16 protein-coding genes are annotated in these 24,098 nt (G+C 73.4%); 4 read left to right on the forward strand and 12 right to left on the reverse strand.

Translation table 11 applies throughout. From position 1 onward, the window contains the following. Nucleotides 1–119: 119 nt before the first annotated feature. The 3 genes from GA0074704_RS28890 (at nucleotide 120) to GA0074704_RS20680 (ending at nucleotide 2,781) form a co-directional block, all read left to right on the forward strand. Nucleotides 120–572 carry a GNAT family N-acetyltransferase gene (locus tag GA0074704_RS28890; protein WP_157743746.1) on the forward strand — a complete coding sequence of 151 codons (453 nt, stop codon included), beginning with the start codon at nucleotides 120–122 and terminating at the stop codon, nucleotides 570–572. A gap of 336 nt (nucleotides 573–908) precedes the next feature. Then, the gene (locus GA0074704_RS20675) at nucleotides 909–1,739 is read left to right on the forward strand and encodes a 4'-phosphopantetheinyl transferase family protein (protein ID WP_088972030.1); all 831 of its coding nucleotides are present in this window, start codon (nucleotides 909–911) and stop codon (nucleotides 1,737–1,739) included. A gap of 154 nt (nucleotides 1,740–1,893) precedes the next feature. Next, the gene (locus tag GA0074704_RS20680; protein WP_088972031.1) at nucleotides 1,894–2,781 is read left to right on the forward strand and encodes a hypothetical protein; all 888 of its coding nucleotides are present in this window, start codon (nucleotides 1,894–1,896) and stop codon (nucleotides 2,779–2,781) included. Nucleotides 2,782–2,907: 126 nt separating this feature from the next. Here GA0074704_RS20680 and GA0074704_RS20685 read toward each other — a convergent pair whose 3' ends face one another. The 5 genes from GA0074704_RS20685 to GA0074704_RS20705 form a co-directional block, all read right to left on the reverse strand. Beyond that, nucleotides 2,908–5,037, reverse strand: coding sequence for a B12-binding domain-containing radical SAM protein (locus tag GA0074704_RS20685; protein ID WP_088972032.1), 2,130 nt, complete (start codon nucleotides 5,035–5,037; stop codon nucleotides 2,908–2,910). Nucleotides 5,038–5,047: 10 nt separating this feature from the next. After that, nucleotides 5,048–6,445 (reverse strand): TfuA-like protein, encoded by a 1,398-nt coding sequence (locus tag GA0074704_RS20690; protein ID WP_088972033.1) that lies wholly within the window; start codon nucleotides 6,443–6,445, stop codon nucleotides 5,048–5,050. Next, the gene (locus tag GA0074704_RS20695; protein WP_088972034.1) at nucleotides 6,438–7,604 is read right to left on the reverse strand and encodes a YcaO-like family protein; all 1,167 of its coding nucleotides are present in this window, start codon (nucleotides 7,602–7,604) and stop codon (nucleotides 6,438–6,440) included. The genes GA0074704_RS20690 and GA0074704_RS20695 overlap by 8 nt, the downstream gene beginning before the upstream one ends. 28 nt (nucleotides 7,605–7,632) lie before the next feature. Further along, a complete protein-coding gene (locus tag GA0074704_RS20700) occupies nucleotides 7,633–8,007 on the reverse strand; it encodes a hypothetical protein (RefSeq protein WP_088972035.1) in 375 nt (124 codons plus the stop codon). A 149-nt stretch (nucleotides 8,008–8,156) separates the two neighbouring features. Beyond that, on the reverse strand, nucleotides 8,157–8,519 hold the full coding sequence (locus GA0074704_RS20705) for a hypothetical protein (protein ID WP_157743747.1): 363 nt from the start codon (nucleotides 8,517–8,519) through the stop codon (nucleotides 8,157–8,159). 331 nt (nucleotides 8,520–8,850) lie between these two features. Between GA0074704_RS20705 and GA0074704_RS20710 the strand changes: the two genes are divergently transcribed. Next, nucleotides 8,851–9,645 (forward strand): MerR family transcriptional regulator, encoded by a 795-nt coding sequence (locus GA0074704_RS20710; protein ID WP_197697558.1) that lies wholly within the window; start codon nucleotides 8,851–8,853, stop codon nucleotides 9,643–9,645. 43 nt (nucleotides 9,646–9,688) lie between these two features. Here the strand turns inward: GA0074704_RS20710 and GA0074704_RS29230 are convergent, their stop codons facing one another. The 7 genes from GA0074704_RS29230 to GA0074704_RS20745 all read right to left on the reverse strand — a co-directional run bounded on the left by GA0074704_RS29230 (nucleotide 9,689) and on the right by GA0074704_RS20745 (nucleotide 23,750). Next, nucleotides 9,689–12,709, reverse strand: coding sequence for an ATP-binding cassette domain-containing protein (locus tag GA0074704_RS29230; protein ID WP_197697559.1), 3,021 nt, complete (start codon nucleotides 12,707–12,709; stop codon nucleotides 9,689–9,691). A 23-nt stretch (nucleotides 12,710–12,732) separates the two neighbouring features. After that, complete coding sequence (locus GA0074704_RS20720; protein ID WP_088972037.1) at nucleotides 12,733–14,910, reverse strand: NHLP family bacteriocin export ABC transporter peptidase/permease/ATPase subunit; 2,178 nt, start codon at nucleotides 14,908–14,910, stop codon at nucleotides 12,733–12,735. Next, a complete protein-coding gene (locus GA0074704_RS20725) occupies nucleotides 14,907–15,716 on the reverse strand; it encodes a hypothetical protein (protein ID WP_088972038.1) in 810 nt (269 codons plus the stop codon). The genes GA0074704_RS20720 and GA0074704_RS20725 overlap by 4 nt, the downstream gene beginning before the upstream one ends. Continuing rightward, on the reverse strand, nucleotides 15,713–17,173 hold the full coding sequence (locus tag GA0074704_RS20730) for a SagB family peptide dehydrogenase (RefSeq protein WP_088972039.1): 1,461 nt from the start codon (nucleotides 17,171–17,173) through the stop codon (nucleotides 15,713–15,715). The genes GA0074704_RS20725 and GA0074704_RS20730 overlap by 4 nt, the downstream gene beginning before the upstream one ends. A gap of 82 nt (nucleotides 17,174–17,255) precedes the next feature. Beyond that, nucleotides 17,256–19,532: a TOMM precursor leader peptide-binding protein gene (locus GA0074704_RS20735; protein WP_088972040.1), complete on the reverse strand. Its 2,277-nt coding sequence runs from the start codon at nucleotides 19,530–19,532 to the stop codon at nucleotides 17,256–17,258. A gap of 141 nt (nucleotides 19,533–19,673) precedes the next feature. Next, complete coding sequence (locus tag GA0074704_RS20740; protein WP_157743748.1) at nucleotides 19,674–20,645, reverse strand: hypothetical protein; 972 nt, start codon at nucleotides 20,643–20,645, stop codon at nucleotides 19,674–19,676. A 195-nt stretch (nucleotides 20,646–20,840) separates the two neighbouring features. Beyond that, nucleotides 20,841–23,750, reverse strand: a complete 2,910-nt coding sequence (locus GA0074704_RS20745) for a helix-turn-helix transcriptional regulator (RefSeq protein ID WP_172880665.1) — start codon at nucleotides 23,748–23,750, stop codon at nucleotides 20,841–20,843. Nucleotides 23,751–24,098 lie beyond the last annotated feature (348 nt).

Here is a 24,098-nt window from a genome sequence, read left to right on the forward strand (position 1 = left end):
ATCCGCAATGGTCGACCGTCCGGACGGTGAGGGCGAGCCATTATCTCGACGGCAGAAAGGCCGTCGTCGGTCCGGTGCCGGCCCGGCGGGCGGGGTGCGGGCCGTGGCAGACTCGCCCCGTGCGGATCAGTCAGGCGAACCCGGACGACGTCGCGGACCTGGCCCGGCTGTTGTGGTTGGACACCCTCGGCGAGCAACCGGCACAGCTGTCCGTTGACGCATTCGCGGCGGATCTCGCGAAGTGGTGGGCCGCTCACCAGGATTCGCACGTGGCGTTCGTCGCCCGGCTCCTCCGGCCGGAGATCGTCGGTATGGCCTGGGTCGCGCTGCTGCCTCGCGTCCCGAGACCTGGAGCGACGGGTCGGCTGTCCGCGGACATCCAGAGCGTCTTCGTCATGCCGAGCCAGCGAGGCCAGGGGGTCGGCTCGGCGCTCGTGGAGGCCGCCGCGGAGCATGCGACACGTCTCGGGGCCCTTCGTGTCACGGTCCGTTCCGGCCGCAGGGCGGTGCCGGTCTACCGACGGCTGGGATTCGAGTCGTCCCGACAGCTCCTGCAGCGACCGGCCGACTAGGGATGTCGACCGGTCGCGGGCCGGGCTCCGGGGCACCAGGGTCGTCCTCCTTGCCACCGCCGTCCTCGCGCTGGACCTCGCCACCGACCGGCCGCACCGGCACAGCCGACCGGCTCGCGTTCCACCCCGGCGGTCAGGAGCCGCTGCCGCCCACCGCCTCCCGGATCGACTCGGCGACCTCGTCCGGCCTCGACACCGCCATCGCGTGCGAGGCGCCCGCGACCTCCGCTGACGCCACCCGGCACCGGGTACGCGCCGCCGACGTCGCGACCGTCGTGGGAACCGACCGCAGGGCATCGGCCATTGTCGACGTTGCCAGTGGTTACGCTAAGGCCCATGCGGGACACCGTGCGGCTGTGGATCCTGCCGGCCGTCCTGGACCCGGACGAGCTGGACCGGTGTCGGGCGGTGCTCGACCCGGCCGAACGGGCCCGCGCCACGGCCCTCGGGCACCCGTCGTCGCGCCACCGCTTCACCGTCGCGCACGGCGCGCTTCGCCTGTTGGTCGGGGCGCTGGTGGACGCACCTCCCGAGGACCTGGCCTGGACCGAGGGCCGGTACGGCAAGCCGACCACGACCGGACCGGCGGCCGGGCTGCACACCAGCCTGTCGTACTCCGGTGATCTGGTCGCGATCGCCGTGAGCGTTGGCCGGACGGTCGGGGTCGACCTCCAGCATCCGACGCCGGGCCGGGATCCGGCGGACCTCGCCGCGCGGTTCTTCCACCCGAGCGAGGTCCGACACGTTGCCGCCGGGGGCGACCTGTCCACCCGCCAGGCGCGGTTCACCCGGCTGTGGACCCGCAAGGAGGCGGTCGTCAAGGCGGCCGGAGTCCGCCTCCGTCCGTACCTCGCGCTGCCGGTGCACCGCGGTGACGTCGTGGCCGTCGGGCCGGCCGGCCCGCACCGGCTCACCGACGTGGCCACCTCCGGCGCGTTCCGGGTCGCGGTCGCGCTGGTCGGTACGGCGCCGTACACCGTGCGGTGCGGCACCGGTCGACGACTCACCGACGCCGTCGCCGTGGTCGCCTCGACGTCGTCGCGTGACCACGAGGGCCGGCCAGCGGTCCCGGGCCGGTCGGCTCACCGCCACCGAACTGCGCGACGCGCTGGCGACGGCGGAGCCGCCACCGGCGACGAGGATTCCTCCATCGACAGAGGGCCTTGACAGCCGATGAATAGCTCCAGTTAGATGCTCCTGCGGTGGAATGTCCACTCCACCCGCACAATTCATTCTCATGGGGGCATTTGTGCTGAAGAGCATGCTCAAAAAAGGTGCGGCTCGTGCCGCCTTATTCGCACTGGCGCTGACGGCCGGTGTGATGGCGGCGCCCACGGCGGCCAGCGCCGCCTACTACAACACCTACAGCACCGTCGCGACGCTCGGCAATGCCAACGGCTGCTACTCGGCGCAGGGATTCGGTGTCGGTTCCACCTACGCCTATTCGGTGAAGGTCAACAGTGACGACACCAAGGCGGTCGTCTACCGCACCAACATGAGCGACGAGTCCACCACGCTCATGGCCAACGGGGACAACGGGACCACCTACACCACCGCGCTGGGCCACGCCAACGACGTGGCGCTGCACTCGAACGACGGCAACTACTACATGTTCGTCGTCACGATGGAGGCCGGCAGCGCGAGTCTCGTGAAGCTGAGGTACGTGGGAACCACCTACTACAAGGTGGGCAGCTACGCGATCACCTACGGTGGCGCGAACAAGGCGATGACCGGCGTGAAGATCACCGGTAAGGACGCCAGCAACATCTACTTCCTCTTCAAGAACGGTCGGACCTTCTACCGGGGCTCACTGCCGTTGACCGCGACCAGCGGCACGATCAACACCACCTACGGCTTCTACGTGAATATCGAGAACGCCCTGGTGAACGGCAGCACCATCGGCAACATCACGTCGTATTCCACCCAGGGGATCGGCTACCACAACAACACGTTGTACTACCCGCTGACCTACAGCAACGTCAGTGTCGTGCTCGTCTACCGAAATGTTTCGGCCGCCTCGGGGACGATCTACGCCGACAACGGCCTGTCCTTCCGGATCACCTCGAGCGCGTATTCCGACCTTTTCGAGATCGAGGGGCTCGGCGTCGCCAACGGTGACAAGCTCTGGTTCAACACCAACCGGCGGGCGAACCCCGACGACACCACCAGCGACGGGGTGCACTACTTCAACGACTACAGCGCCGTCTGACCTGGTGCCCCGCGGTCCCGGCCCGCCGCCGCGGCGGCGGGCCGGGACCGCGGACGTGCCGTTGTGCGCCGAAGCGACGGCACCCGTCGAGGGTCCCCGCCGCTTCGGCGCACGGCGCGCCGCGGGTCAGGGAGTCGGCGCGGCCTGGTCCGGGATGCGGTGCCGGCGGACCAGCCGTTGCCCGATGAAGGTACGCCAGACGCGGTCGGCGACGGCCGGCTCGACGATCCAGAGCCGGCGCTGTGCCTCGGCGAGGGTGAGCGGGGCGGCGAAGAGATCGAGGAACAGCCGGCTGCTGCGGTTGAGCGCGAACACCTGGCCGTCGGCCCGCCGGAACAGGTGCCGGCCGGGCTGCAGCTCGCCGGAGCCGTCCGGGTCGTCCGAGCGGATCCGCCGGTACGCCTCCCAGAGCTGCTCGTCGTCGCGCTCCACGAAGGCGCCGTTGGCGAGGAACTCGGTGTCGTCGTCGGAGTCCAGCCGGACCCTGTCGTCGGCGAGCACGCCGCGCACCGCCGTGCCGTAGCGGTCGTGGTAGAAGAACGTGTGCGGGGTGTCGGTGCTGCCCAACCACGGCCGGTGGAAGTGCCCCGGGTTCAGGTCGGCCTTGGCCCGGGCGACGTCCTCGCGGGCGGCCTCGGTCACCGGCTCGTCGTAGCGGAGCATCCGGACGATGTCCGAGCCCTCCACCGGGCGTACGTTGCTGATGCCGAACCGTTCCGGCTGCTTGGCCACGATGGCGCCCGGGGTCAGCATGAAGTCGCCGAGCCCGCCGAGGGTCCACAGGTCCGGGTTGTCGCGCAGGAAGGTGATGCTGTCCAGCGCCTCCTCCCGGGTCTCGGTGGGAAACCCGGTGAAGCCCATCATCTGCACGCCGATGTTCGCCTTGGTCATCGCGATCATGGTCCGGCGCACCTGCTCCGGTTTGGTGCCCTTGTCGATCAGGTCGAGGATGCGCTGGTTGCCGGACTCGAAGCCGACCGACACGGCCACGCAGCCGCTGCGCCGCAGCAGCTCGCAGCGCTCGTCCGACCAGTACTTCTCCAGCCGGATCTCGGCGCCCCACCGGAAGTCCAGCCCGCGCTCGACGACCTGCTCGGCGAAGCGCAGGATGGTCGCGGGCGCGAGCACGTCCACCGAGAAGTAGATGAACTTGGCGAACTTCGACAGCTCGGTGACGTCGGCGACCATCCGGCCCACGGTGTCCTGTCGCCACGGGCTGGTCGGCCCGTCGGTGTTCAGGCCGTAGTCGCAGAAGGTGCACTTGTTCCAGTAGCAGCCCCGGGTCGGCGAGTAGTAGACGAACCGCTCCGGGCTCAGGTAGAGGTCCCAGGGAAGGCCGGAGAAGTCCGGCAACGGCAGCTGCCCGAGGCGTTCGTAGCGCAGCGGCAACTGGCGCTGGCGACCGTAGCGCGGGTGCAGCCGGACGTTCGGGTGCCCGGCCGGCAGGGTGCCGGCGGCGACCGCGTCCAGGAGCTCCGCGTACGCGCTCTCCCCCTCGCCGACCACGATCGCGTCGAAGTCGCCCAGCACCTGGAAGACGTACTCGGGGCGGCTGGCGCACTTCCACACGTCGGAGACCTCGGTGCCGCCCCCGACCAGGAAGACGTCCGGGCAGGCCCGCCGGATGAGCTTGGCGATCCAGAGCGCGAACGGGAGCTGCCACTGGTAGGTGACGCTGATCCCGACCACCCGGTGTCCCCCGGCGACCAGCCGAGGGATCAGCACGTCCTCGTAGTACGGCTGGAAGGGGCGGTTGAGCCGGCCGAGCAGCGCCTCGTCGGTCAGTGCGGCGACCGAGCCGATCGAGATCATCGGCGGCGGCTGGAGCCGGAAGCCGGCACGGAACTGGCCGGGGAAGCCGACCGCGCCGAGCGCGTCCATCCAGGAGATCACCCCCTCGACGGCATCCTGGTAGTGCCGGTAGTCGTAGAAGAGGCTCGGATCCTGCAACACGCCGATCGAGCGGCGCAGCCGCTGCGGGTCGGGCTCCGGCAGGCCGAGCAGGTTCGCCCGGGCCATCAGCGCGTCCGGTCCGCTGAGGTCGTCGGTCGAGCGCCGGGACAGCTCCCGGCACAGCCACTCGTACGCGGCCGGGCTGTACGAGTGGTGGAACGCCTCGATGTTGGCGTCGATGATCTCCGCCGGCTGGTGCCCCTGGGCGCGGGCGTACGAGTCGAGGTAGTTCAGGGAGTGGTATCCCGAGGTGGGATCGGTCAGCGGAGGGTAGATCAGTGCCGCCTTCACCGTGCCGCTCATCGCCGCCTCCTCAGCCGACCCGGGCCGGTGCCCCGGCCGGGGTGTCCTCCTGCGCCACCACCGCCACCGCCGGCAGCCGCGGGGCGCCGAACGCCTTGACGTACGCCACCAGTGGTTCGGCGGCGAAACGGAACGCCGCCAGGTCGACGAAGCCCCGGTCCCACGCCGCCGCCTCCAGCCCGTCGGCGGCGCAGCCCCACAGCCGGGCGAAGCACGCGTCGACGACCTCGGTCCGGAAGTGCAGCCGGCCACCCGGCCGGCGGTGACCCGTCGTACGCGGGACGAGGGTCTCGTTCAACGACGCGGCGGTCGCCGCCACCTGCCGGGCCGCGTCGCACAGCTCGGGGGTGCGCAGCGGCGCCGCGACCATCCACAGCGCCAGGCTGCGGTACGGCGTCGTGCCGAAGGCCCGCACCAGCACCCGCAGCACCGCCTCGGTGTCGTCGAGCCCGCGTTCACCCTCGGTCAGCCACTCCCGCCCGCCGGGCGGCGCGACGCTCAGTCCACGGCGGTGGGCCGCCTCGACGGCGCGCTCCTCGACCGCCGGCTCGGCGAGGTCGACCTCGGCCAGCCCGGCCAGGACGCCGCGCCGGTGCCAGGCCGGCGCCTCAGGGTGCAGCAGCATCAGCACCGCCGCGACGTCCCGTTCGCTGACCCAGTGCCCGCCGGCCGTCGACCCGGCGAACCGGGCCCGCCAGCTGTCGAGGAAGCGGGTGTGCAGGTTGTCGATGGGCTGGTCGCCGGCGTGCGCCGGGCACAGTTCGGGATCGTCGTCGGCCGCCATGGTCAGCAGCAGCCGGGCATCGACGGTCTTGGCGTCGAAGGGGTCGTGGCGGTGCCAGGCGAGGAACCGCTGCACCGCCCCGGCCGCCCCGGGCGGCGCGGTGCGCTCCAGCGCCTGGTAGGACCGCCGCCGGAACGGCAACTCCCGGCAGTGTTCCAGCAGCAGGTCGGCCTCACCGGCGTCGAGGACCCCGGCGTCGACGGCCCGGCGCAGGGCCACCCGGACGTTCACCAGCGGCTCGCTGAGCGCGCGGTGGCCGTACTCGGCGGGCCCGTGCACGACCGCCACCTCGTCGTCGCCGGTGACCACCCCGTCGCGGTAGAGCCGGAACACCTCGCCCACCCCGCGCATCCCGAACGGCCACAGCTCGGCGGCGCGCAGCGCGCCCATGCTGCCCGCGCCGGCGACGGTCACGCCCCGGTCGAGCAGGTCGAGGATCTCCCGGTGCCGTACCGGCGGGTGCTGGAGGAAGAAACCGTCGACGATCAGCACCCGGTCGCCGGGGCCGACGTCGAGGCGGAGCAGGTCGCCGTGCGCCACCGGGGGCAGCACCACCGCATCGGGCAGCAGCCGGTCGACCTCGTCCGTGGGCAGGCTCGGGCCGATGAACACGACGTCAGTCACGGGGCACTCCCGGTCGGGTGCTCAGGGCCCGCTCGTCGAACATGCGCAGGCCGGGGGCGAAGACCTTGCTCACCGCAATGCCGATGTCGTCGTGGGTCAGGTCGACGGCGAACGGCTCGACCCCGGTGATCCGCTGTACCCGGGTGGCCAGCTCGCGCAGCACCTGGCCGACGTCTCCGGCGGGCGGCGGGTCCCGGCGGACCGGCCCGAGCGGCCGGTCCACGGTGGGCGGCGGCACCGGCGGCGCGGCGACGTCGTGGTACGCCGTGGCGTCGATGTCGTCGCGCGCCCCGGAGACCATGACCAGGCGCGACTGCGCCGCCTCGGACATGGCCCGACCGACGGCGATCTCCGGATCCACGTGGCAGCCGAACCCACCGAAGGTCACGGGCAGGTCGGGCGACCAGATCGATGCGGCGTAGCAGGGCACGCCGACGGCGTTGGTGATGTCGCAGACCTCTACCCAGCAGCCGGCCCGCAGCAGCGCCTCGTGCACGGTGCGGGTCATCGCGTTGGTGGCGGTGGCCGGGTCGGTGTAGGTGCGCGCGTCCAGCGGCGAGGTGCAGTACGGCGCGATGCAGTCGCGCTCGACCACCTCCAGCAGGGCGTGCAGGCTCGCCTCGGCGAACGTGTTCCCGGTGGCCAGACCGTTGCTGCTGGGGGTGAAGAGGGCGCGGTCCCAGCCCCGCCGGACGGTGAAGTCGAGTTCGATGGTGCCCCGGGGCACCAGGCACGGCTCACCGGTCACCAGGCCGCGGCCGGCCACCCAGTCGAGCTGGACGGCCGGGGTCAGCGGGGACCGCTCCGCCAGGTGCAGCCACCGGACGTCGTACGGCAGGTCGAGCGCCTCGGCCGGGGACCGGACGACGGTCCCCGGCCGAAGGTTCTCGGCGTGCCAGGACTCGATGCTCTCCATGACCGCGCTGACCCGGGACTGCGTCGCCGTGGCGCCGGTGCCGACACTCACCGCCATGGTGGCGCCGACGGGACGGTAGGCGACGTGCACCGGCAGACCGATCTCGTCGAGTCGGGTGATGTCGGCGACCCGGGTGATCCGGAACCGCTCGAGCATCCCGCCGACCCGTTCCCAGGTCTGCTCCACGGTGGCCGTCCGGTAGGTGCCGGAACGGAACGCGATGGTCTCGGTCGTGTCAGTCATCGAGGCTCCCGGCTGGGGTTGGGGGAACTCAGACGATGAGGACGGCGATGACGTTGACGTTGTTGTCCGCCACCGACGCCACACCGCCGGCGACCGTCTCCAGCTCCGCCTCGGTCAACTCGTTGAGATCCACCAGCGGCACCTCGGGCACGTGCAGCACGTGCCGGCCGGGCGTGCCGGACCAGTCGGCGACGATCTGCTCCTTGGTGTAGAGGGTGGCGGGCTGGGCCCGGTCCACCTCGACCACGGCGCCGGGGGCCACGGGCAGGCCGGCCGCCGTCGCGTAACCGGTCGGGTCGGCGAGGAGCCGGTTGAGTTCCTCGTCGCTGCGCCACACGGCGGTGACCAGCTCCGAGTACTTGGTCACGAACCTCGCACCGAATTCCTGCTCGTCGTTGCTCATCGTCTGTTCCTTCCGTCGGGGACCGCTGCGGAACTGGCGGGGAATTGCTGTGGCCAGAACGCTAGAAAGATCTGGATTGGACAATCAAGGATTTCGGCGGAGTGCCATCAGAACGTGCCGTGCCGGCCCGGCCGCGGCTGACTTCCGTGTCAGGTGCAGCAGCACGGGCAGCAGCAGGCACAGCTGGAGTCCAGGCCGGCGACCACGCTGTCCAGCTCGTCCTCGGCCAGCTCCGCCTCGGCCACCGGCAGCAGCGACGGCACGTACAGCAGGAAGGTGCCCGTCGTCGAGGCCGACTGCCACGACTCGACCTGCACCTCCAGGTCGGGGTCGGCGTCGGCGGCCTCCCGAACGACCCGGACCTCGACCTCGTCGGGGAGCACGAGCCCGTAGCCGGCGAGGAATCCGCGCGGGTCCCGGCCGAGCGCCTGCTCCCTGGCCGGGTCGGCCCATACGTCGGCGACCAGCCGGCTGTACGCGGCCACGAAGACCGCTCTATCGACAGGTGTCATCGCCCCTGCTCCCTCGGGGAAGGTCGACCGCCCGCGGTGGGGCGGTGACGGCGGCGGGCGGCCGGATCGTTCCGACCACCGGTTCGCGTCTCATGCTCGACCACCCCGGGACGCCGGCCGACCGGCCGGCCGGAATTTCATCGAATGTGGCCGAGAAACGGTCGCGGCGCGGCGCAAGCGGAGTAAACGGCAATCATCACCTTCGACGGAACGGCGGATTCTAATGACATTTAACACTGTGGACAAGTAGTAATTCCTCGCCTGTCACCCGACCGGTTCCCGCCCATACGCTGCGACCAGCGCACCGCCCACCACCGCAGCGGTGGGCGGGATGTCGCGTCCCCGTCGCCGAGCGCTGCCGGAGGCCACCGTGACCATCGACGAGATGACGACCGTGGCGGCGACGCCCGGCGGCACCGCCGGCTACACCGTCGAGGAGCTCGCCCGCAAGGTCGGCATGTCGGCGCGCAACATCCGCGCCCACCAGGCCCGACGGCTGCTGCCACCGCCCGTTCGGCGCGGCCGGGTCGCGCTCTACGACGACTCCCACGTCCGCCGGCTGGACGCGATCCTGGCCCTGCAACGGCAGGGATTCAACCTCGTCTCCATCGAGGCGATGCTCGGGGCCCGCAGCGGCGACGAGGTGCCCGACAGGTTGACCGCCATGCTGCAACGGCTGGCCACCGACCGGCCGGCGCTCGCCCACGCCCTGACCCGGCACGGGGTGATCGGGCGGTCCGCCGACGGCACCGTCCGCACCGTCCGGCCCCGCCCGCTGCGCGCCGCGTTGGAACTGCACCGGGTACGGATGGGCACGGTGCCGGCGCTGCAGACCCTCAGCGAGGTGCTGGACAGCCTCCGGCCGGTCGCCGACGAGCTGGTGGCCGCCGTCACCGCCCGGATGCTGGCCCTGGCGCCCGAGGTGGCGCACGGCGGATCCCGCTCCTCCTGGTCGGACCTCGACCGGGAGACACTGATGCTGACCCAGGGCGTGGTCGGCCTGCTGACCGAGGCGTTCCGGCTCGCCGTGGAGAACCAGGCGGAGGCACACGTCGCCGAGCTGCTGGAGAACCACCTCGACACGGGTCTGTGTCTGGAGGACAGCTCCGTCATCGACAACGGCTGACCCCACCGCGGGAGGCGCGGAGCGCCTCCCGCGCCGTCTCCGGTCAGCTCGTCGCCGGTTGACCGTCCGGCTGTGCCACGGCCTCCTCGCCCGACGGCTCCGCCAGCAACTGCCGGCGCGCCAACCGGTGGAACAGCCCGTCCGGCTGCTCCATCAGCTCGTCGTAGCTGCCCCGCTGGACGATCCGTCCACCGTCGAGGACCACGATGGTGTCCGCGGCGCGGACCGTCGACAGCCGGTGAGCGATGATCACCCGGGTCGCGGCGAGCGCCGCGGTGCTGTGGGTCACCACCTCCTGCGTACGGTTGTCCAGGGCGCTCGTCGCCTCGTCGAAGAAGATGATCCGGGGCCGGGGCGCCAGCGCCCGGGCGATCAGCACCCGCTGGCGCTGCCCGACCGAGAGCGTCCCTCCACCGAACGGCACCATCGTGCTCATCCCCATCGGCAACGCCTCCAGGTCGTCGGCGAGGCCGGCCATCCGCGCCGCCTCCCAGACCTGGTCCAGCGGGAAGCTGCCCGCGCCACAGATGTTGTCCCGGACGGAGCCGGCGAAGAGCTGCCCGTCCTGCAGCACCACCCCGCACTGCCGCCGCACGGCGTGCACATCCAGCTCGGAGAGGTCCTGGCCGTCGTAGAGCACCGCGCCCTGCTGCTGGCGCTCGAACCCGAGCAGCAGCCGCAGCAGGGTCGACTTCCCGCAGCCGCTCGGCCCCACGACGGCGACGAACTCGCCGGGGCGTACGTGCAGGTCGATGTCGACGAGCACCGGCGGCTCGTCGGGCTGGTACGCGAAGGTGAGCCGGTGCAGCGCGATCTCGCCGCTGAGCTCGCCCGGATCGATCCGGTCCGGCCGGGCCTCGGGGTCGGCGCGCAGGATCTCCCGCAGGCTGCCCAGGCGGGGCACCGCCGCGATCACCTCCACCCCGGCGGACACCAGCACCAGCAGCGCGCCCAGCAGCATCGCGAAGCCGACGTTGAGGACGAAGAAGTCGGCCGGCGTGACCCGCCCGGCCAGCGGCCCCATCAGCACGGCGAAGAGCACGAGCTGGCCGGCGACCGGCAGTACGGTGGCGAAGGCGACCAGACCTGCCTGGCTCTGCCGGACCCGTTGCAGGGCCGCCCGGGCCGCCGCGGCCACCTCCGACCAGCGCGCGTGCGCCCGCGCCTCGGCAGCCGCGAGCTTGATCTTGACGATGCCGCCGAGCAGCTGGTTGGTCAGCGCCGCGGCCCGGTGCTCGGCGCGCAGCGCGACCCGCTGCTGGCTGGCGATGAGCACGGCGAAACCCGCGAAGCCGAGCAGGGTGGCAACGACGATCCCCGCCGCCCACCACCCGAGCACCGGCTCGACCACCAGGAGCATCCCCAGCGTCACCACGACCGTCGCCCCCGCCGAGACGATCTGCGGCAGCAGGGCGCTCAACGCCTCCCCGACGAACGAGATCCCGAGCATCGAGTTGGCGATCTCCCCGCTGCTGCGGCCGGTGAAGTAGCGGGCCGGCAGGCGCATCAGCCGGTCCCAGATCGCCAGCTGGGCGCCGGACTGCAACCGGCCGTCCAGCCGCAGCAGCCGCAGGTTCTGCACCACCCCGACCAGCCCGGCGACGACCGCCGCGGCGAGCATCAGGGCCAGGTAGCCGAACAGGCCGTCGACCTGCCCCTGCCGGGCCAACTGGCCGAGAACCTCACCGGTGGCCAGCGGCACCCCGAGGCCCAGCAGCGCCACGCAGGCGCCGGCGAGGAGCAGGCCCCGCACGTCGGGGACCGCGCCGACCAGCCCGGCCCGCAGCAGGTGACGCATCCGGGCGGTCGGTGGCAGCGGCGCCTGCACCTGGGTGGCCTCCTCGGCGAACGTCGCCGCCGTCGCCGCGTCGATCGCGGTGCTCGCCCGGGTGTCCGGGTCGACCTGGTGGTAGCGACGCCGGCGGAACACCAGCGGAACCGCGACGGCGGGCTGCGTTTCCGCACCGACCCGCCATCCCACCAGCGGTCCCAGGTCCCGCCGCCACCACCGGTCCGGCAGCGTCACCTCGCGCAGGAAGAGGCTGGACGAGCGGGCCACCGCGTGCACCGCGGTCCGGTCGTCCAGCGGCGTACGCGCGCGGTCCACGGGCTCGACGACCGGGCTGCCCGTCCCCTCGGTGACCACCCCCACCACCGAGGCCGCCCGCCCGTACCGGTCGAAGCCGGGCTCGGTCTCCGCGACCGGGGCCGTCTCCCCCGCGCCGATCACGCCGATGGACCGCCGGGCCGCCGCGGCGAGCATCGCGGCGTCGATCTGCCGGCGACGCCGTACGGCGTCCAGCAGCGCCGCGTCGGTCTCCTCGATCCGGGTCTCCACCATCCGCAGCAGCCGGGACACGTGCTGGTCGACCGCCGACCGGAGCTGGCCGGAGGCGAACAGGTCCGCGCTGCCGTGGCTCTCCACCACGCAGGTCGACTCGGCCACCACCCAGTCCCGGCCGACCACCAGCAGCAACTCCTGCTCGCCCGACATCTCCGCCGGGCCACCGTCGTTGCGCCGCAGCTGGCCGCCGGCGCTGCGCAGCCACCAGGTGCCGCCGGTGGAGGTCAGCGCGCTCCCCTCGGCCAGCGAGATGATCTCCCGCCCCCGCAGCGTGGACGCGCCCCGGGGAGCCTGCCCGCGTCGCAGCGCGTCGGCCACGCCGACCAGCACCAGGTCGACGGCCTCGACGAGTTCCTGGCCGGCCCGCGCCAGCCGCGACGCCCCCTCCTCCGCCAACCGGTCCAGGCGGGCGTGCCGTTCCAGCACCGACAGCTGGTCGCGGGAGAGCCCGCGCAGCTCGGTGCCGGGAAGCGGCACCAGGATCAACTGCCAGGCACCGATCACGGTGGACGTCGGCACCAGGCCGCCGGCGGGGAGCCGCGCCACGTGGTGCCGGCGCGACGGGCTCAGCCCGGCCCGACGCACCGCGAACAGGTCCGCCTCACCGCCGGTGACCAACCATCCGGCCACCGGACCGTCCAGGCGACAGGCCTGGCGTACGCCGTCGCCGCAGAGGGCGATCAGGCCGCCGGCCGGGGCGCCCTCCAGCGGGTTGCTCATGGCCTCTCCTCCGGTTGTGGTGGTCAGTGGTCCCGGACCAGGCGCGCGTACGCCCCGTCCCGGGCGACCAGTTGGTCATGGGTGCCACGCTCCACCTCACGGCCCCCGTCGAGCACGACGATCAGGTCGCAGTCGCGGACCGTGGACAGGCGGTGCGCCACGATCAGGCAGGTCGCCCCCCGCCGTCGCAGGTGCAGGTCGATCAGCCGTTCGGTCTCGGCGTCCAGTGCGCTGGTCGCCTCGTCCAACACCAGCACCCGGGGATTGCGGACCAGCGCCCGGGCGATCTCCAGCCGCTGCCGCTGCCCGCCGGAGAAGTTGCGGCCGTTCTCGCGTACCGGGCTGGCCAGGCCGCCCGGGCGGGAGGCGACCTCGCCGTGCAGGCACGCGTCGCTCAGCGCGGTCACCACGTCCTCGTCGGGGACGGTCAGGTCCCACATCGTGACGTTGTCCCGGACCGTGCCCTCGAACAGCCGTTGGTCCTGGTCGACCATGGCGACCGTGGCCGCCCAGAGGCCGTCGTCGGCCTCCGCGCGTTCGGCCCCGTCGACGGAGATCCGGCCGCTCCACGGGCGGTACAGTCCGGCGACCAGCCGGCCCACCGTCGACTTGCCGCTGCCCGAACGACCGACCAGCGCCACCCGCGCGCCCGGGGGCAGGTCGAGGCTGAAATTCTCCAGCAACGGCCGACCCAGCGGGTTGTAGCCGAAGGTGACCTCCTCGATGCGCAGGTGCCCCTCCATGGGGGCCAGCGACCGGGGTTGCGGCGCGTCCTCCGCGGGCAGCGGATAGCGCTCCACGTCGCGCAGCCGGTTGAGGTCGGCACTCATGTCCTGCAACCGGGAGCCCAACGCGGTCAGGTTGCCCAGCGGCCGGTTCATCGCCGCCGCCAGACCCTGCATGCCGACCAGCACGCCGACGCTCATCGCCTCCGCGACCACCCGCCGACTGCCCACACCCAGCAGCACCGCCGTCGTCCCGGCGGCGAGGAACGCGGGCAGCACCGAAAGCACCGCGGTCGGCACCCCCAGCCGCTGCTGACGGCTCGCGACGGTGGCGTGGCGGGCCGCGAAGCGCGCCACCGCACGTTCCTCCTCGCCACCGGCCTTCACCGTCTCGATCATCTGGACGGTGGTGTACACGGTGGTCACGAGTTTGCTGCGGTCCGCCTGGAGACCAGCCACGGCCGTCGACCGGGTCGACGCGACGTAGCGCAGCACGCTCACGTTCAACCCGGCCAGCACCACCGCGCACAGGCCCAGCACCAGGTCGTACTGGCACAGCAGGGCGCCGTACGCCAGCACCAGCGCGGTGTCCACGACGGTGGTGGCCGCGCGGCGGGTGAGCACCTCGGCGACCATGTCGTTGCCGCGCACCCGCTGGCTCAGGTCGGCGGCCTGGCGTTGGTCGAAGAAGGTCGGTGGCAGGCGCAGCAGATGTCGGAAGAAGCGGGCGGCGCTGGCCAGCGCGAGGGCGGTCTCCGCCCGTACGGTCAGCCGTTGCTGGAGCAGGCTGGCCAGGAAGGTCAGCACGGTGGCCACCGCCACCGCCGCGACCAGCCCGGCGAACGCGCCCCGGTCCTCCTGCAGCAGCACCCGGTCGACGAAAACCCGGGCCATCACCGGAATGGTCAGACCGACGACGGCGATCAGCAGGCCCAGCAGCAGCACCTGCGCGATCGCCGACCCGGGACCGCGCCACCGCTGCGCCAGCGCCCGGAGCATCCGGTAGCGGGCGCCGCCCGGACTGAACTGCGGGCCGGGTTTCATGGTGAGCACGATGCCGGTGAAGGCGCCGTCGAACTCCTCCCAGCTCACCGCCCGGGGACCGGTGGCCGGATCGTTGATGAAGACCTTGCGCCCGAGGCCCTCCAGCACCACGAAGTGCTCGAAGCGCCAGAACAGCACCGCCGGCAGCGCCACGCCGGACAGCCCGTTCAGGTCCATCTGGAAGCCCTTGGCCTCCATGCCGTACCGGCGGGCGCCCTTGAGGACGGTGGCCGCGGTGGAGCCGTCGCGGCTGACGCCGCAGACCCGGCGCAGTTCCTCCAGCGGCACGTGCCGTCCGTGGTGGCCGAGCACGATGCCCAGCGCGGCGGCGCCGCACTCCACCGCCTCCATCTGGATCAGGGTGGGGGTACGGACCCGGCGACGTCGGATCCTGGGCAGCTCCGCCGAGGCGGTCGCGGTGGGCGCGCTCATCGCCGCAGCAACCAGTCGATCGGGTGCTCCCGGTCCACGGTGAACCAGGCGGTGACCTCACTGGCCGAGTTGAGCTGGAACGGCGGTGGGGACTTGCTCCACCGCAGCCCACCCGGGGCGGCCGGGTCGACCTGCAGCGACACCGTCACCCGGACCACGCTGCCGTGCGCGAGCAGCCGCCGGACGTCCTGGCCGGCCCCGAGGAACGCGCGCAGCGACGCCTCGGTCTCGGGGAAGGCGCCCACCTCGGTCACCTGGCCGGCGAGGGTGCCGAACACGTTGCGGGGCGCCGCCGCGGCGGCCACCTCCACGGTGACCCCCGGTTGCAGCAGCGGCGCGGCGACGGCGGGGGCGTAGACGACGGCCTGCAACGCGTCCCCCGCCGTGTCGAGCCGCTCCAGGTCGGCCAGGTGGCTGCCCGGGGTGACGATCTCTCCCTCGGAGACCAGCCAGGCCACGACGTACGCGTCACCGGGGGCGTTCTCCACGCGGACCCGGCCGTCGGTGGTACGCAGGCTGTACAGGGGTGTGCCCTTGGTGACCCGCTGGTGCGGCGACGCCCACACCTTGGTCACCTGGCCGCTGTCGAGCGCGTCGAGGGCGGAGATGCCGTTGGAGTGGATCAGCACGCCGGCCGCCTCGACCGTCCGGGGCACCACGGTCCGCACCGACCACACACCGGCGGCCACCACCACGATGATCAGCGCGACACTGGCCAGCCAGCTCGGCACGGTGGTCAGCCGGACGGCGCGGTCCAGTTGTTCGGGGGCCTCGAGTTGACGCAGCGCCTGCCGTCGGAACTTCACGACCCGTCCACCCCCCGCACCGAACCGGCCCGCGCGGCGCCGAGCAGGAAGTCGGCCACGCTCGGCTCGACCAGCGGATCGATCCCGGACAGCTCGGCGAAGGCGTGCGAATCCCCGGCCCCGAGGGCGCAGGGGGCGAGGCCCATCGCGGTGGCGACCAGGTACATCTGGTGGGTCAGCACTCCGGCGTCCTTGAGAATCATCGCGTAGCTCATCCCTTCGTACTTCCACATCAGTCGCTGCACGCGGGCGGTGACCACCAGGACCGTCTGCGGCAGCCGGGGCATGGCCCCGGCGGCCCGCGCGTACCCGAGCAGCCGGTCGGCAGCCGGGCCCCAGCCGGCGACCGGCTCCAGCCGGTGCTCGACCGGGTCGTAGTGGTAGAGCCCCCGGTCGAGCCCGGAGCAGCGCGCGACCAGCGGATAGATCTCCAGTTCGTAGACCCCGCCGCCGCCCGGGTAGGGCCGGTGCCCGACCTCCTGCCCGCCCGCCTCGCCGGCCACGGTGGTGTGCTGCGACCGGTACAGGAACTCCGCCAGCCGTTCCCGGGTCAGCGGGTCCGCGTCGTCGTGCTCGCGCACGCTGCGCCGATCCGCGACGACCTGACCGAACGGCGGGTCGGCCTTGACGACGGTGGCCAGGTCCGGCAGCGGCAGCTCGATCGCCCGGTCGCCGTCGTAGCGGCGGCGCAGCGGCTGCGGTGGGAACCGGTCGCGCAGCCGGTAGGTGCCGCCGACCGGCAGGACGTGCCACCCGGCGCGGGAACGCTGGTGCAGCCGCAGTTCCTCGGGTGACCAGTACGCCAGCGGCGCCTGCTCGTGTTCCGCCTCGTGCTCCGCCCCGGTCACCAGGATCCGCGCCGTGACCAGCTCGTCGAGCACCCGCGCGGCGGCCTCCGGGCCGACGGCGAGGGTACGGGCGACCGCCTCAACCCCGACGCCCCGGGCGGCGGCGGCCAGCACGGCGGCCAGCACGGCGTCGACGCAACCGACCGTGAGCGTGCTCAACGACGACGCGGCGACGAGCCGGTCCCGCTCGGGCCGTAGGGCGACGAACCGGGACAGCCGGTACGACACGTCCGGGGTGTGCGTACGGGTCTCCGGCAGGCTGCCCCGGCCGAGTCCGGTGGGCAGCAGGTCGAGCAGCGGCCGGTCGCCGACCTGGACCCGGCGGTCCAGCCAGGAGTGCGCGACGAGCCGCCGCAGCAGCAGCTGGGCCGGCAGGACCCGGTTCTCCCCCTCCAGGCCCATCACCAGCCGGCCCACCTCCACGTCGCTGACCCAGCCGGCGGCCAGCCGCAGCAGCAGCGCCCGGCGGCCCATGCCCGGCTGCTCCAGGGCGAGCTGGAAGCGGGTCTGCCGCAGGCTCAACGACCCGTCCTCGCCGTGGCGCAGCTCCGCGTCACGGCGCAGCCGGTACAGCTCCTGCACCGGCGGGCCGGTCAGCGCGCCGCTCACGGCGCCCTCCGGCCGACCGGATCCACCATCGTGGTCATCGGCACATCCCTCCCCCGATCCCGGCCCGCGCCGGGACCGGCGGCTAGAAGAAGACGTTCAGCGGATTGGCCGACGTCTCGTCGGCGGCCAGCGGCCCACGGCCGAGCCGCCGCGGCACCTCCCACAACCGGCCGGGGCCCAGCCGCCGCCAGAAGTGGCGCAGCCCCGGCACCACGACCTTCACCACCGCCAGGTCGATGTCCGGTCGGGACTGGTCGACGACGATCACCTCCAGGCCGGCCTGCTCGGCCCGACGTACGCACTCGCGCACGTCGTCACCGACGTCGCCGGTGGTCGACGACGGATGGTCCGTGAGGGTGCGCGCCGGCCGGGTCGGGTCCGGGGTCAGCCAGGGCTGCTCGGCGACCCGTACCGTGCCGAACCAGCGGGCGCTGTCCGGGTCGTCGATGCCGTACCGGTTGCGGCCGGAGGTGGGGCCGGGCACGGCGGGCAGGAACTGGTTCACCTCGGTGAGCGCCCGGGTCAGCGCGACGCGGGCGTCCAGGTGCGCGCCGAAGCCGACCAGCACGTCCTCCGCCGGGCCGCCGGTGCGCCGGGACACCGCGGCGAACGCGGGCACACCGAGGTCGGCGGTGAGGTCGAGGGCCCACAGCTCGCGGCCGAGGGCGGTGGCGTGGTGGTCGACGCAGGCGGCCAGCCACGGGTCGGCGAACGAGGCGAGGTCCACGCCGGGCAGCCGGGAGCGGTGGTACCACCACAGGGCCACGCTGTCGCGCTCGACGAGTTCGCAGAAGCCCTGCAGGATCGCCTCGGCGACGGTACCGCCGGCGGCGCAGCCGTTCGAGTCGGCCGAGCACACGCCCAGCCCGGTCAGCTCCGGGTGCCCGTACCAGCAGTAGGCGGCGGGCAGCTCGCGGGTGGTCTGGCGGGTCAGCGACCAGCCCGTGGTCCAGTCCAGCTCCACGTCGTCGTCCAGCGGGCGGGGCACCCGGTGCAGGTGGCCGAGGTCGGCGTTGAGCCGGTCCCGGTCGGCGTACTGCCGGTCGGAGAAGAGCAGCAGCTCGCGCAGGTGCACCGCCCGGTCCGGCCCGAGCTGCCGGTACGTCGCCCGGTGCACCGGTCGGTCGCCGCGCCACACCCCGCAGTAGCGCTCCACCGCCTCCCCGATGGCGCTCATCCGGGCCTGCAGGTCGGTACGGCCCTTGCCGCCGCTCTGGCCCCGCAGGTTGCGGCGCAGGCCGGACACCTGCCGGGGCTGGGCGAAGTTGTGTCCCGCCGAGTAGGTGTGGGTGATCCCGTTGTCGGTCGCCTCCAGCGGGGTCAACCGGCTCACCACGCCCAGGTAGCGGCTGACGTGGTGGGCCAGCGACGCGTACCTCTCGGCGGGGTCCCGGGTGCGGGAGTCGCCGGCCCGGCTGGGCTGCGCGCCGCTGGGCGGCAGCTCGATCCGCGGGTCGGCCTTGCCGACCAGGTCCGGGTCGCCGCAGGCGGGGCACTGCGGTTGGCGTACCAGGTGGTGGCTCTCCATGCTCAGGTCGCGGGTGTCGAGGGCGACCATCCGGCCGGTGAGCCGCGGTGACTCACCGCGCAGGGCGAGCACCGCCAGTTCGGTGGCGAGCAGCCCGGCGACGACGGTCGCCAGTCCCGGCAGCACCGCCCGGTCGGGCTGCGGCACCGGGCCGGGCAGATCCTGACCACCGAGGAAGGCGTTCACCTGCTCGTTGTCCTGCCAGCGTTGCCGCAGGCAGGCCCAGCAGCCGGTCCGGCCCGGCATCAGGTGCGGTCCGACCAGGAGGACGTTGCCGTGCGGCCGGGCCAGTGTCCACGGGCGTCCGGTGGCCAGGTGACGGGCGTTGAGCCGGGCCAGCCCGGGGTCCAGCATGGACGACGGCAGCACCAGGACGGGGTCGGCGGCCCGCTCGGGCGGCGGGTCGTCCGGCCCGACGACCGTCACGGTGAGCCCCAGGGCCCGCAGCGCGGCGGCGGTCTCGGTGACCCGGGGGGCACCCAGGTCCACCATGGTGACCGCGCCTCCGGCCAGCCACCGGCTGCCGGCCCCGGGCGGGACACCCCGGGCGTCCCAGCCAGCGGCCTCGGCCGCCGGGGTGCCGGCCGGACCGGACACCAGCAGGCCGTGGCCCCGCAGCCGGGCCAACGCGGCGGCCACCGCGGCGACCGGGTGCCGGTCCGCCAGCCGGGCCAGCACGTCGGACAGCGGGGCGACGCCGTCGAGCAGGTCGGCCAGGTCGGCCGCCACCGGGTCGTCGACGAGCAGGCTGCGGGTCTCACCGAGGACGACGAGCGGGCCGTCGGGCAACCGCACCGGCACGTAGTCCGAGCGGAAACGCGGATGCCACATGGTTCCTCCCGACCCGGAACGGACCGGCCGGCGCCGACCCTGGTCCTGACTGCTGCCATCGTCGCGTTCCGGGCCCGTGGACCCCGAGTGATGCCACCGGTTTCAGCCGTCGGCGCGCCGGCCGGACGACCGACGGCACGCTCAGCCGGCGGTGGCCGTCAACGCGGCGTCGTTGAGGCCGAGCACCGTGGTGCCGGCGGTCTGCGTCGGCACCAGCAGCAGGAAGGTCTGCACCCGGGTCACCCGGATCGCCTTGCCGCTCAACGCCGTACGTTGGCCGGTGGCGATCAGGTCCGGGCTCTGCGGCGTCATGCTCACGGTGGCCGGGCCGCCGGGCGCGGGGCTCAGCGTGTCGGTGGCGTGGACGGTCAGGAAGGTCAGCGTGCCGGCCGGCACCGTGACGGCGCAGTCCGACCACTCCGCCCGGTCCATCGTCCGCTTCACCGCGGCCCCGAACCCCGCCAGCTGCTGCCCGTAGATCTCCCAACCACCGGCGAACTGGTTGTCCAGCAGCGGGCTCGACGCGACCAACGAGCGGTTGCTCGTCGTCGAGCCGATGCTGCGGGCGAAGACCTCGGCGGCGAGTGCGCGCCGACTGGTCTCGTCCAGGGCGGTGCCGCCGGGGGTCGCGGGCCGGCCGCCGATGCTCCGGACGGCCACCAGGGCGGGTTGGGAGACCTGCACGTTGTGGCTGAGCTTCCACTGCCCGTCGGGCCCGAGCGCGAACTGGCTCACGTCGGTGGGCGCGAGCTCCGCACCGGTCAGCCGGAGCGTGGCGGTGGCGAGGAAGCACGTCGGGTCGCCCGGCGGCACCGCGAAAACCGGGTTGACGTGCTGGAACGCCGGCTGCGGGCGCTGGTTGTGGGTGGCCCGCCGGACCGCGGCGATGCTCAGGTTCAGCGAGGGAGGCGCCTCCTGGGTACGCAGCGCCTCGATGTCCCCGGCGACGGAGGCGGCGGAATCGGCCTGGTCGAAGGCGGTGAGCACCAGGGCGGCCCGCTCCACGCCGAAGGCGGCCGAGGTGTCGGGCGCGGGGGTGGCCGCGTCGACCGGCTGACCGCCGCAGCCCGCCAGCGCCAGCAGCGTCGCCGCGGTGGCCACGGATGACGTCATCGGCGCGGGTCCGCGCCGTCCCCGCACGGATCTTCTGCCCGACATCTCGTCCTCCGTCCACCGCCGGCCGCGGGAATCGCGCCCGATGCAGTCGAGTATGTGAGCCGGGGTGGGGCCGCGCCGGTGGCGGTGCGGCCTCGTGCTCTGCCCCGCCCGGGCGTTACGTGCGCCGATGTCATCGGGCCGCGGCCGGTGTCACCGATCCGTGTCATCGAGCCGGGCGACCCAGGCGACCAGACCCGACCGGGAGGCGACACCCGCCTTGCGGTAGATCCGGGTCAGGTGTGCCTCGACGGTGCGTGGGCTGATGTTCAGTTGCCGGCCGATCAGCCGGCTGGTCGCCCCGGTCGCGGTCAACCGGGCGATGTGCCACTCCCGGTCGGTCAGGGTGGCGACCACCCGCGGATCGACGGGCCGGGCCAGTCGCAATGCGACCCGTTCCGTGCCGCACCACTCGGCCAGTTCCAGCGCCTGCCGGCGGGCCCGGGCGGCCGGCCCGGCCCGGCCGGCGGTCTCGGCGGCGCGGGTCAACGAGACCAGCGCCAGACTCCGCCGCAGCACCATCCCACCGGCCCGGAACAGCTCGACGGCCGCCTCCAGGTGCGGCAGCGCCGCCGCCGCCTCGCCGCGGGCCAGCAGCACCTCGCCGTACGCCGACTCGGCGAAGCCGCGCTGGCCGGGGAGGTCGATCCGTTCCGCCTCGGCCAGCGCCAACCGCGCCTGGCGTTCCGCGTCGGCCGGGTCGCCGGTGGCGAGGGCGGCCGCGCAGAGCAACTCGAACCACATGGGACGCAGGGTGGCCTGCAGACGGTCCAGCTGAGCGCCGCCGCCCGCCTCGCGTACCAGTTCCACGCAGGTCGTGGGATCCCCGGCCAGCAGGGCCGCGGTCGCCAGCGCGGTGGCGGCGGTGCGGCCGCACCAGGTGGTGAGATCGGTGGTGAGCTCGACCGCGCTACGCGCCAACGCCACCGCCCGCTCGTCGTCGCGCAGGCCGCCGCGCCACGCCGTCGCCTCCGCCTCGAAGGCCAGGGCGAAGCTCAGCAGGTCACGGCTGCCGATCCGGCGGGCGACGATGCCCGCCTCGGTGGCCAGTTCGATGGCGGTGACGAGCCGGCCGGTGTGGTACGCCACCCGACTGCGGCCGAGCAGCAGTTGGCACAGTCCATCGTCCCGGTGGGCCGCCCGGACGAGCGTCAGGCCGCGGTCGAGGTGCCGCACCGCGTCGGCCGGCCGTTCCAGGTGCAGCTCGGTCAGGCCCAGCGCGGCCAGGCAGTCGGGGTTGTCGCGGACGTCCCCGTCGGGCAGCGCGTCGACGATCCGGCTGGCGCCGGTGAGCAGGTCTCGGGCCAGGTCGAGCGCGCCGTCGTGCGTCGCGGCGAGGCTCCGGACGGCCAGCAGCCCGGCCCGTTCCACCCCGGACCGGGCCGGGTCGACGGATCCGTCGGGCGGCGGTCCGGCCGGGGCGTCGATGAGCACGTCGGCTGGCGCGGCGGCGATCCGTCCGGCCAGGATGCCGGCGGCCCCAAGCTCGGTGGCGAGGCGGTAGCCACTGGCCGGCCCGACGTCGCCCGGCAGGCCGGCCAGTTCGCGGCGGCTGATCGCCTGCGCCTCGGCGTAGTTGCCGAGCAGCCGCTCCGTCCGGGCCCAGAGGGCGACCGCCTGGGCTCGCCGTCCCTCCCGGTCGGTGGGGAAGAGCGGCACGATCTCCTGGAGCAGCGCCCTGCTCTCGGCCAGGTTGCCGGCCTCGCCGGTGATCCGGGCGAGCGTCAGGGAGACGTCGCGCCGACGCTGGGTGGCGGCAGCGGTGGGTCGCAGGGCCCGCAGGGCCAGCCGCAGCCAGCGGATGGCCAGCTCCGGCGCCTCGCGGTAGATGTCCTGGGCGGCCCGGGAGAGCACGTCGACGCAACGCTCGACCCAGCGGCCGTGCGGCAGGCCGAGCAGGCGCTCCGCGTAGCGGGCCTGGTCCGCCGGGGGCGCGCCGCGATCGACCAGCGCCGTCAACGCGCGCCCGTACGCCTCCGCGCGCCACGCCGGGTCGGTGTCCTGGGCCACCGCCATCCGCAACACCGGATGCCGGAAGGCGAACCGCCCGCCGCCCGGCACGTGGCGGATCAGGTCCCGGCGGGCCAGCCGCCACCCGGCTTCGGCCGCCAGCGTGGCCGGGACCTGGGCGACCGTGGCGAGCAGGTCGGCGTCGAAGGGTCCGTCGAGGACTGCCCCGGCCCGCAGGCAGGCCAGGTCGACCGGCGGCAGGGACACCCACTCCCGGCGCAGCGCCGCCAGCGCGGAGGCGGTGATCGGCCCCTCCGGCGGGTCGCCGCAGTCCGGGACGGTTTCGGGCGCGCCACCCGGCAGCGCCGTCAGGTAGCCGGGGTTGCCGCCGCTCAGCGCGTGCCGCGCGGGCAGTTCCGCCGGGTCGAGCGACGGCTGCAGCAGGGTGACCTCGGCGAGGCTGAGCGGGCCGAGCTCGATCCGTTCGAGGGCCGGCGGCTCGGCGTCGGCGCGCTCGCCGGGTGGCCCGAACGGCATCGGGACGGCCATCTGTCGCGGCCGGTAGACCAGCATCAGCAGCAACGGGGCCGGCACCGGATAGCGCAGCAGGTGGGCGATCAGGCCGATGGAGGAGGCGTCGGCCCAGTGCAGGTCGTCCAGGACCAGCACCAGGCCGTCGCGGGCGGCCAGCCCGATCAGCCGGCGCGCCGACTGGTAGAGCCGGAAGCGCCGGGCGTCCGACGCTCGCACGGGCGACGGCGCCGGCGGCACGGTCGGCTCCGGGTCGGTCCAGACCTCCCCGGTCAGCCGCCCGCTGCGCAGGCCAGGGCGTGGTGAGCGTCCGCTCGACAGGGCGTGCCGGAACACGTGGAAGGGGACGCCGCGCTCGTCCGGCGCGCAACTGCCGACGGCCCGGGGAACGGCGGGCGCGCACTGTCGCAGGGCCTCGTGGACGAACCGGGTCTTGCCGATCCCCGGCTCCCCCACCACCTCGCAGACCAGTTGCCGGCCACCGGCCAGCGCGGCGGCATGGGCTCTCGCGACCCGCGCCAACTGCGGTCGTCGCCCGATGAAACACGGGCCCGTGGGGGAATTCTCCAGCTCGGATGTCATCACACAGATCAGACGCTTCCGACACACTCCAATAGGGAATGCCGGCACTATACCGGGGGACGGGCAAAGGTCGTAACAATCGACTCGTCGCATGACGAAATCGCAGGCCCGGCGGGTGGGGGGTGACGCTCTCGGGCATCCCGCCCACACCCACAGATACCGTCCGGTCACGGAAAGGCGCAGTGATTCGTACAAAATAGGATGAAGACCCCGACACATGTACGTCTTCCCAGCTCACCGCCGCGCGGCCACCCTCTGGCGGAACGGCGGGACTTTCCCGCGGCCGGCGCTCGCGTGGTGACGCCGACAAGGAGAGCCGGAAATACGTTTCCGAGACTGCCGAAACTC

Source organism: Micromonospora siamensis, from assembly GCF_900090305.1.
Lineage (GTDB): Bacteria > Actinomycetota > Actinomycetes > Mycobacteriales > Micromonosporaceae > Micromonospora > Micromonospora siamensis.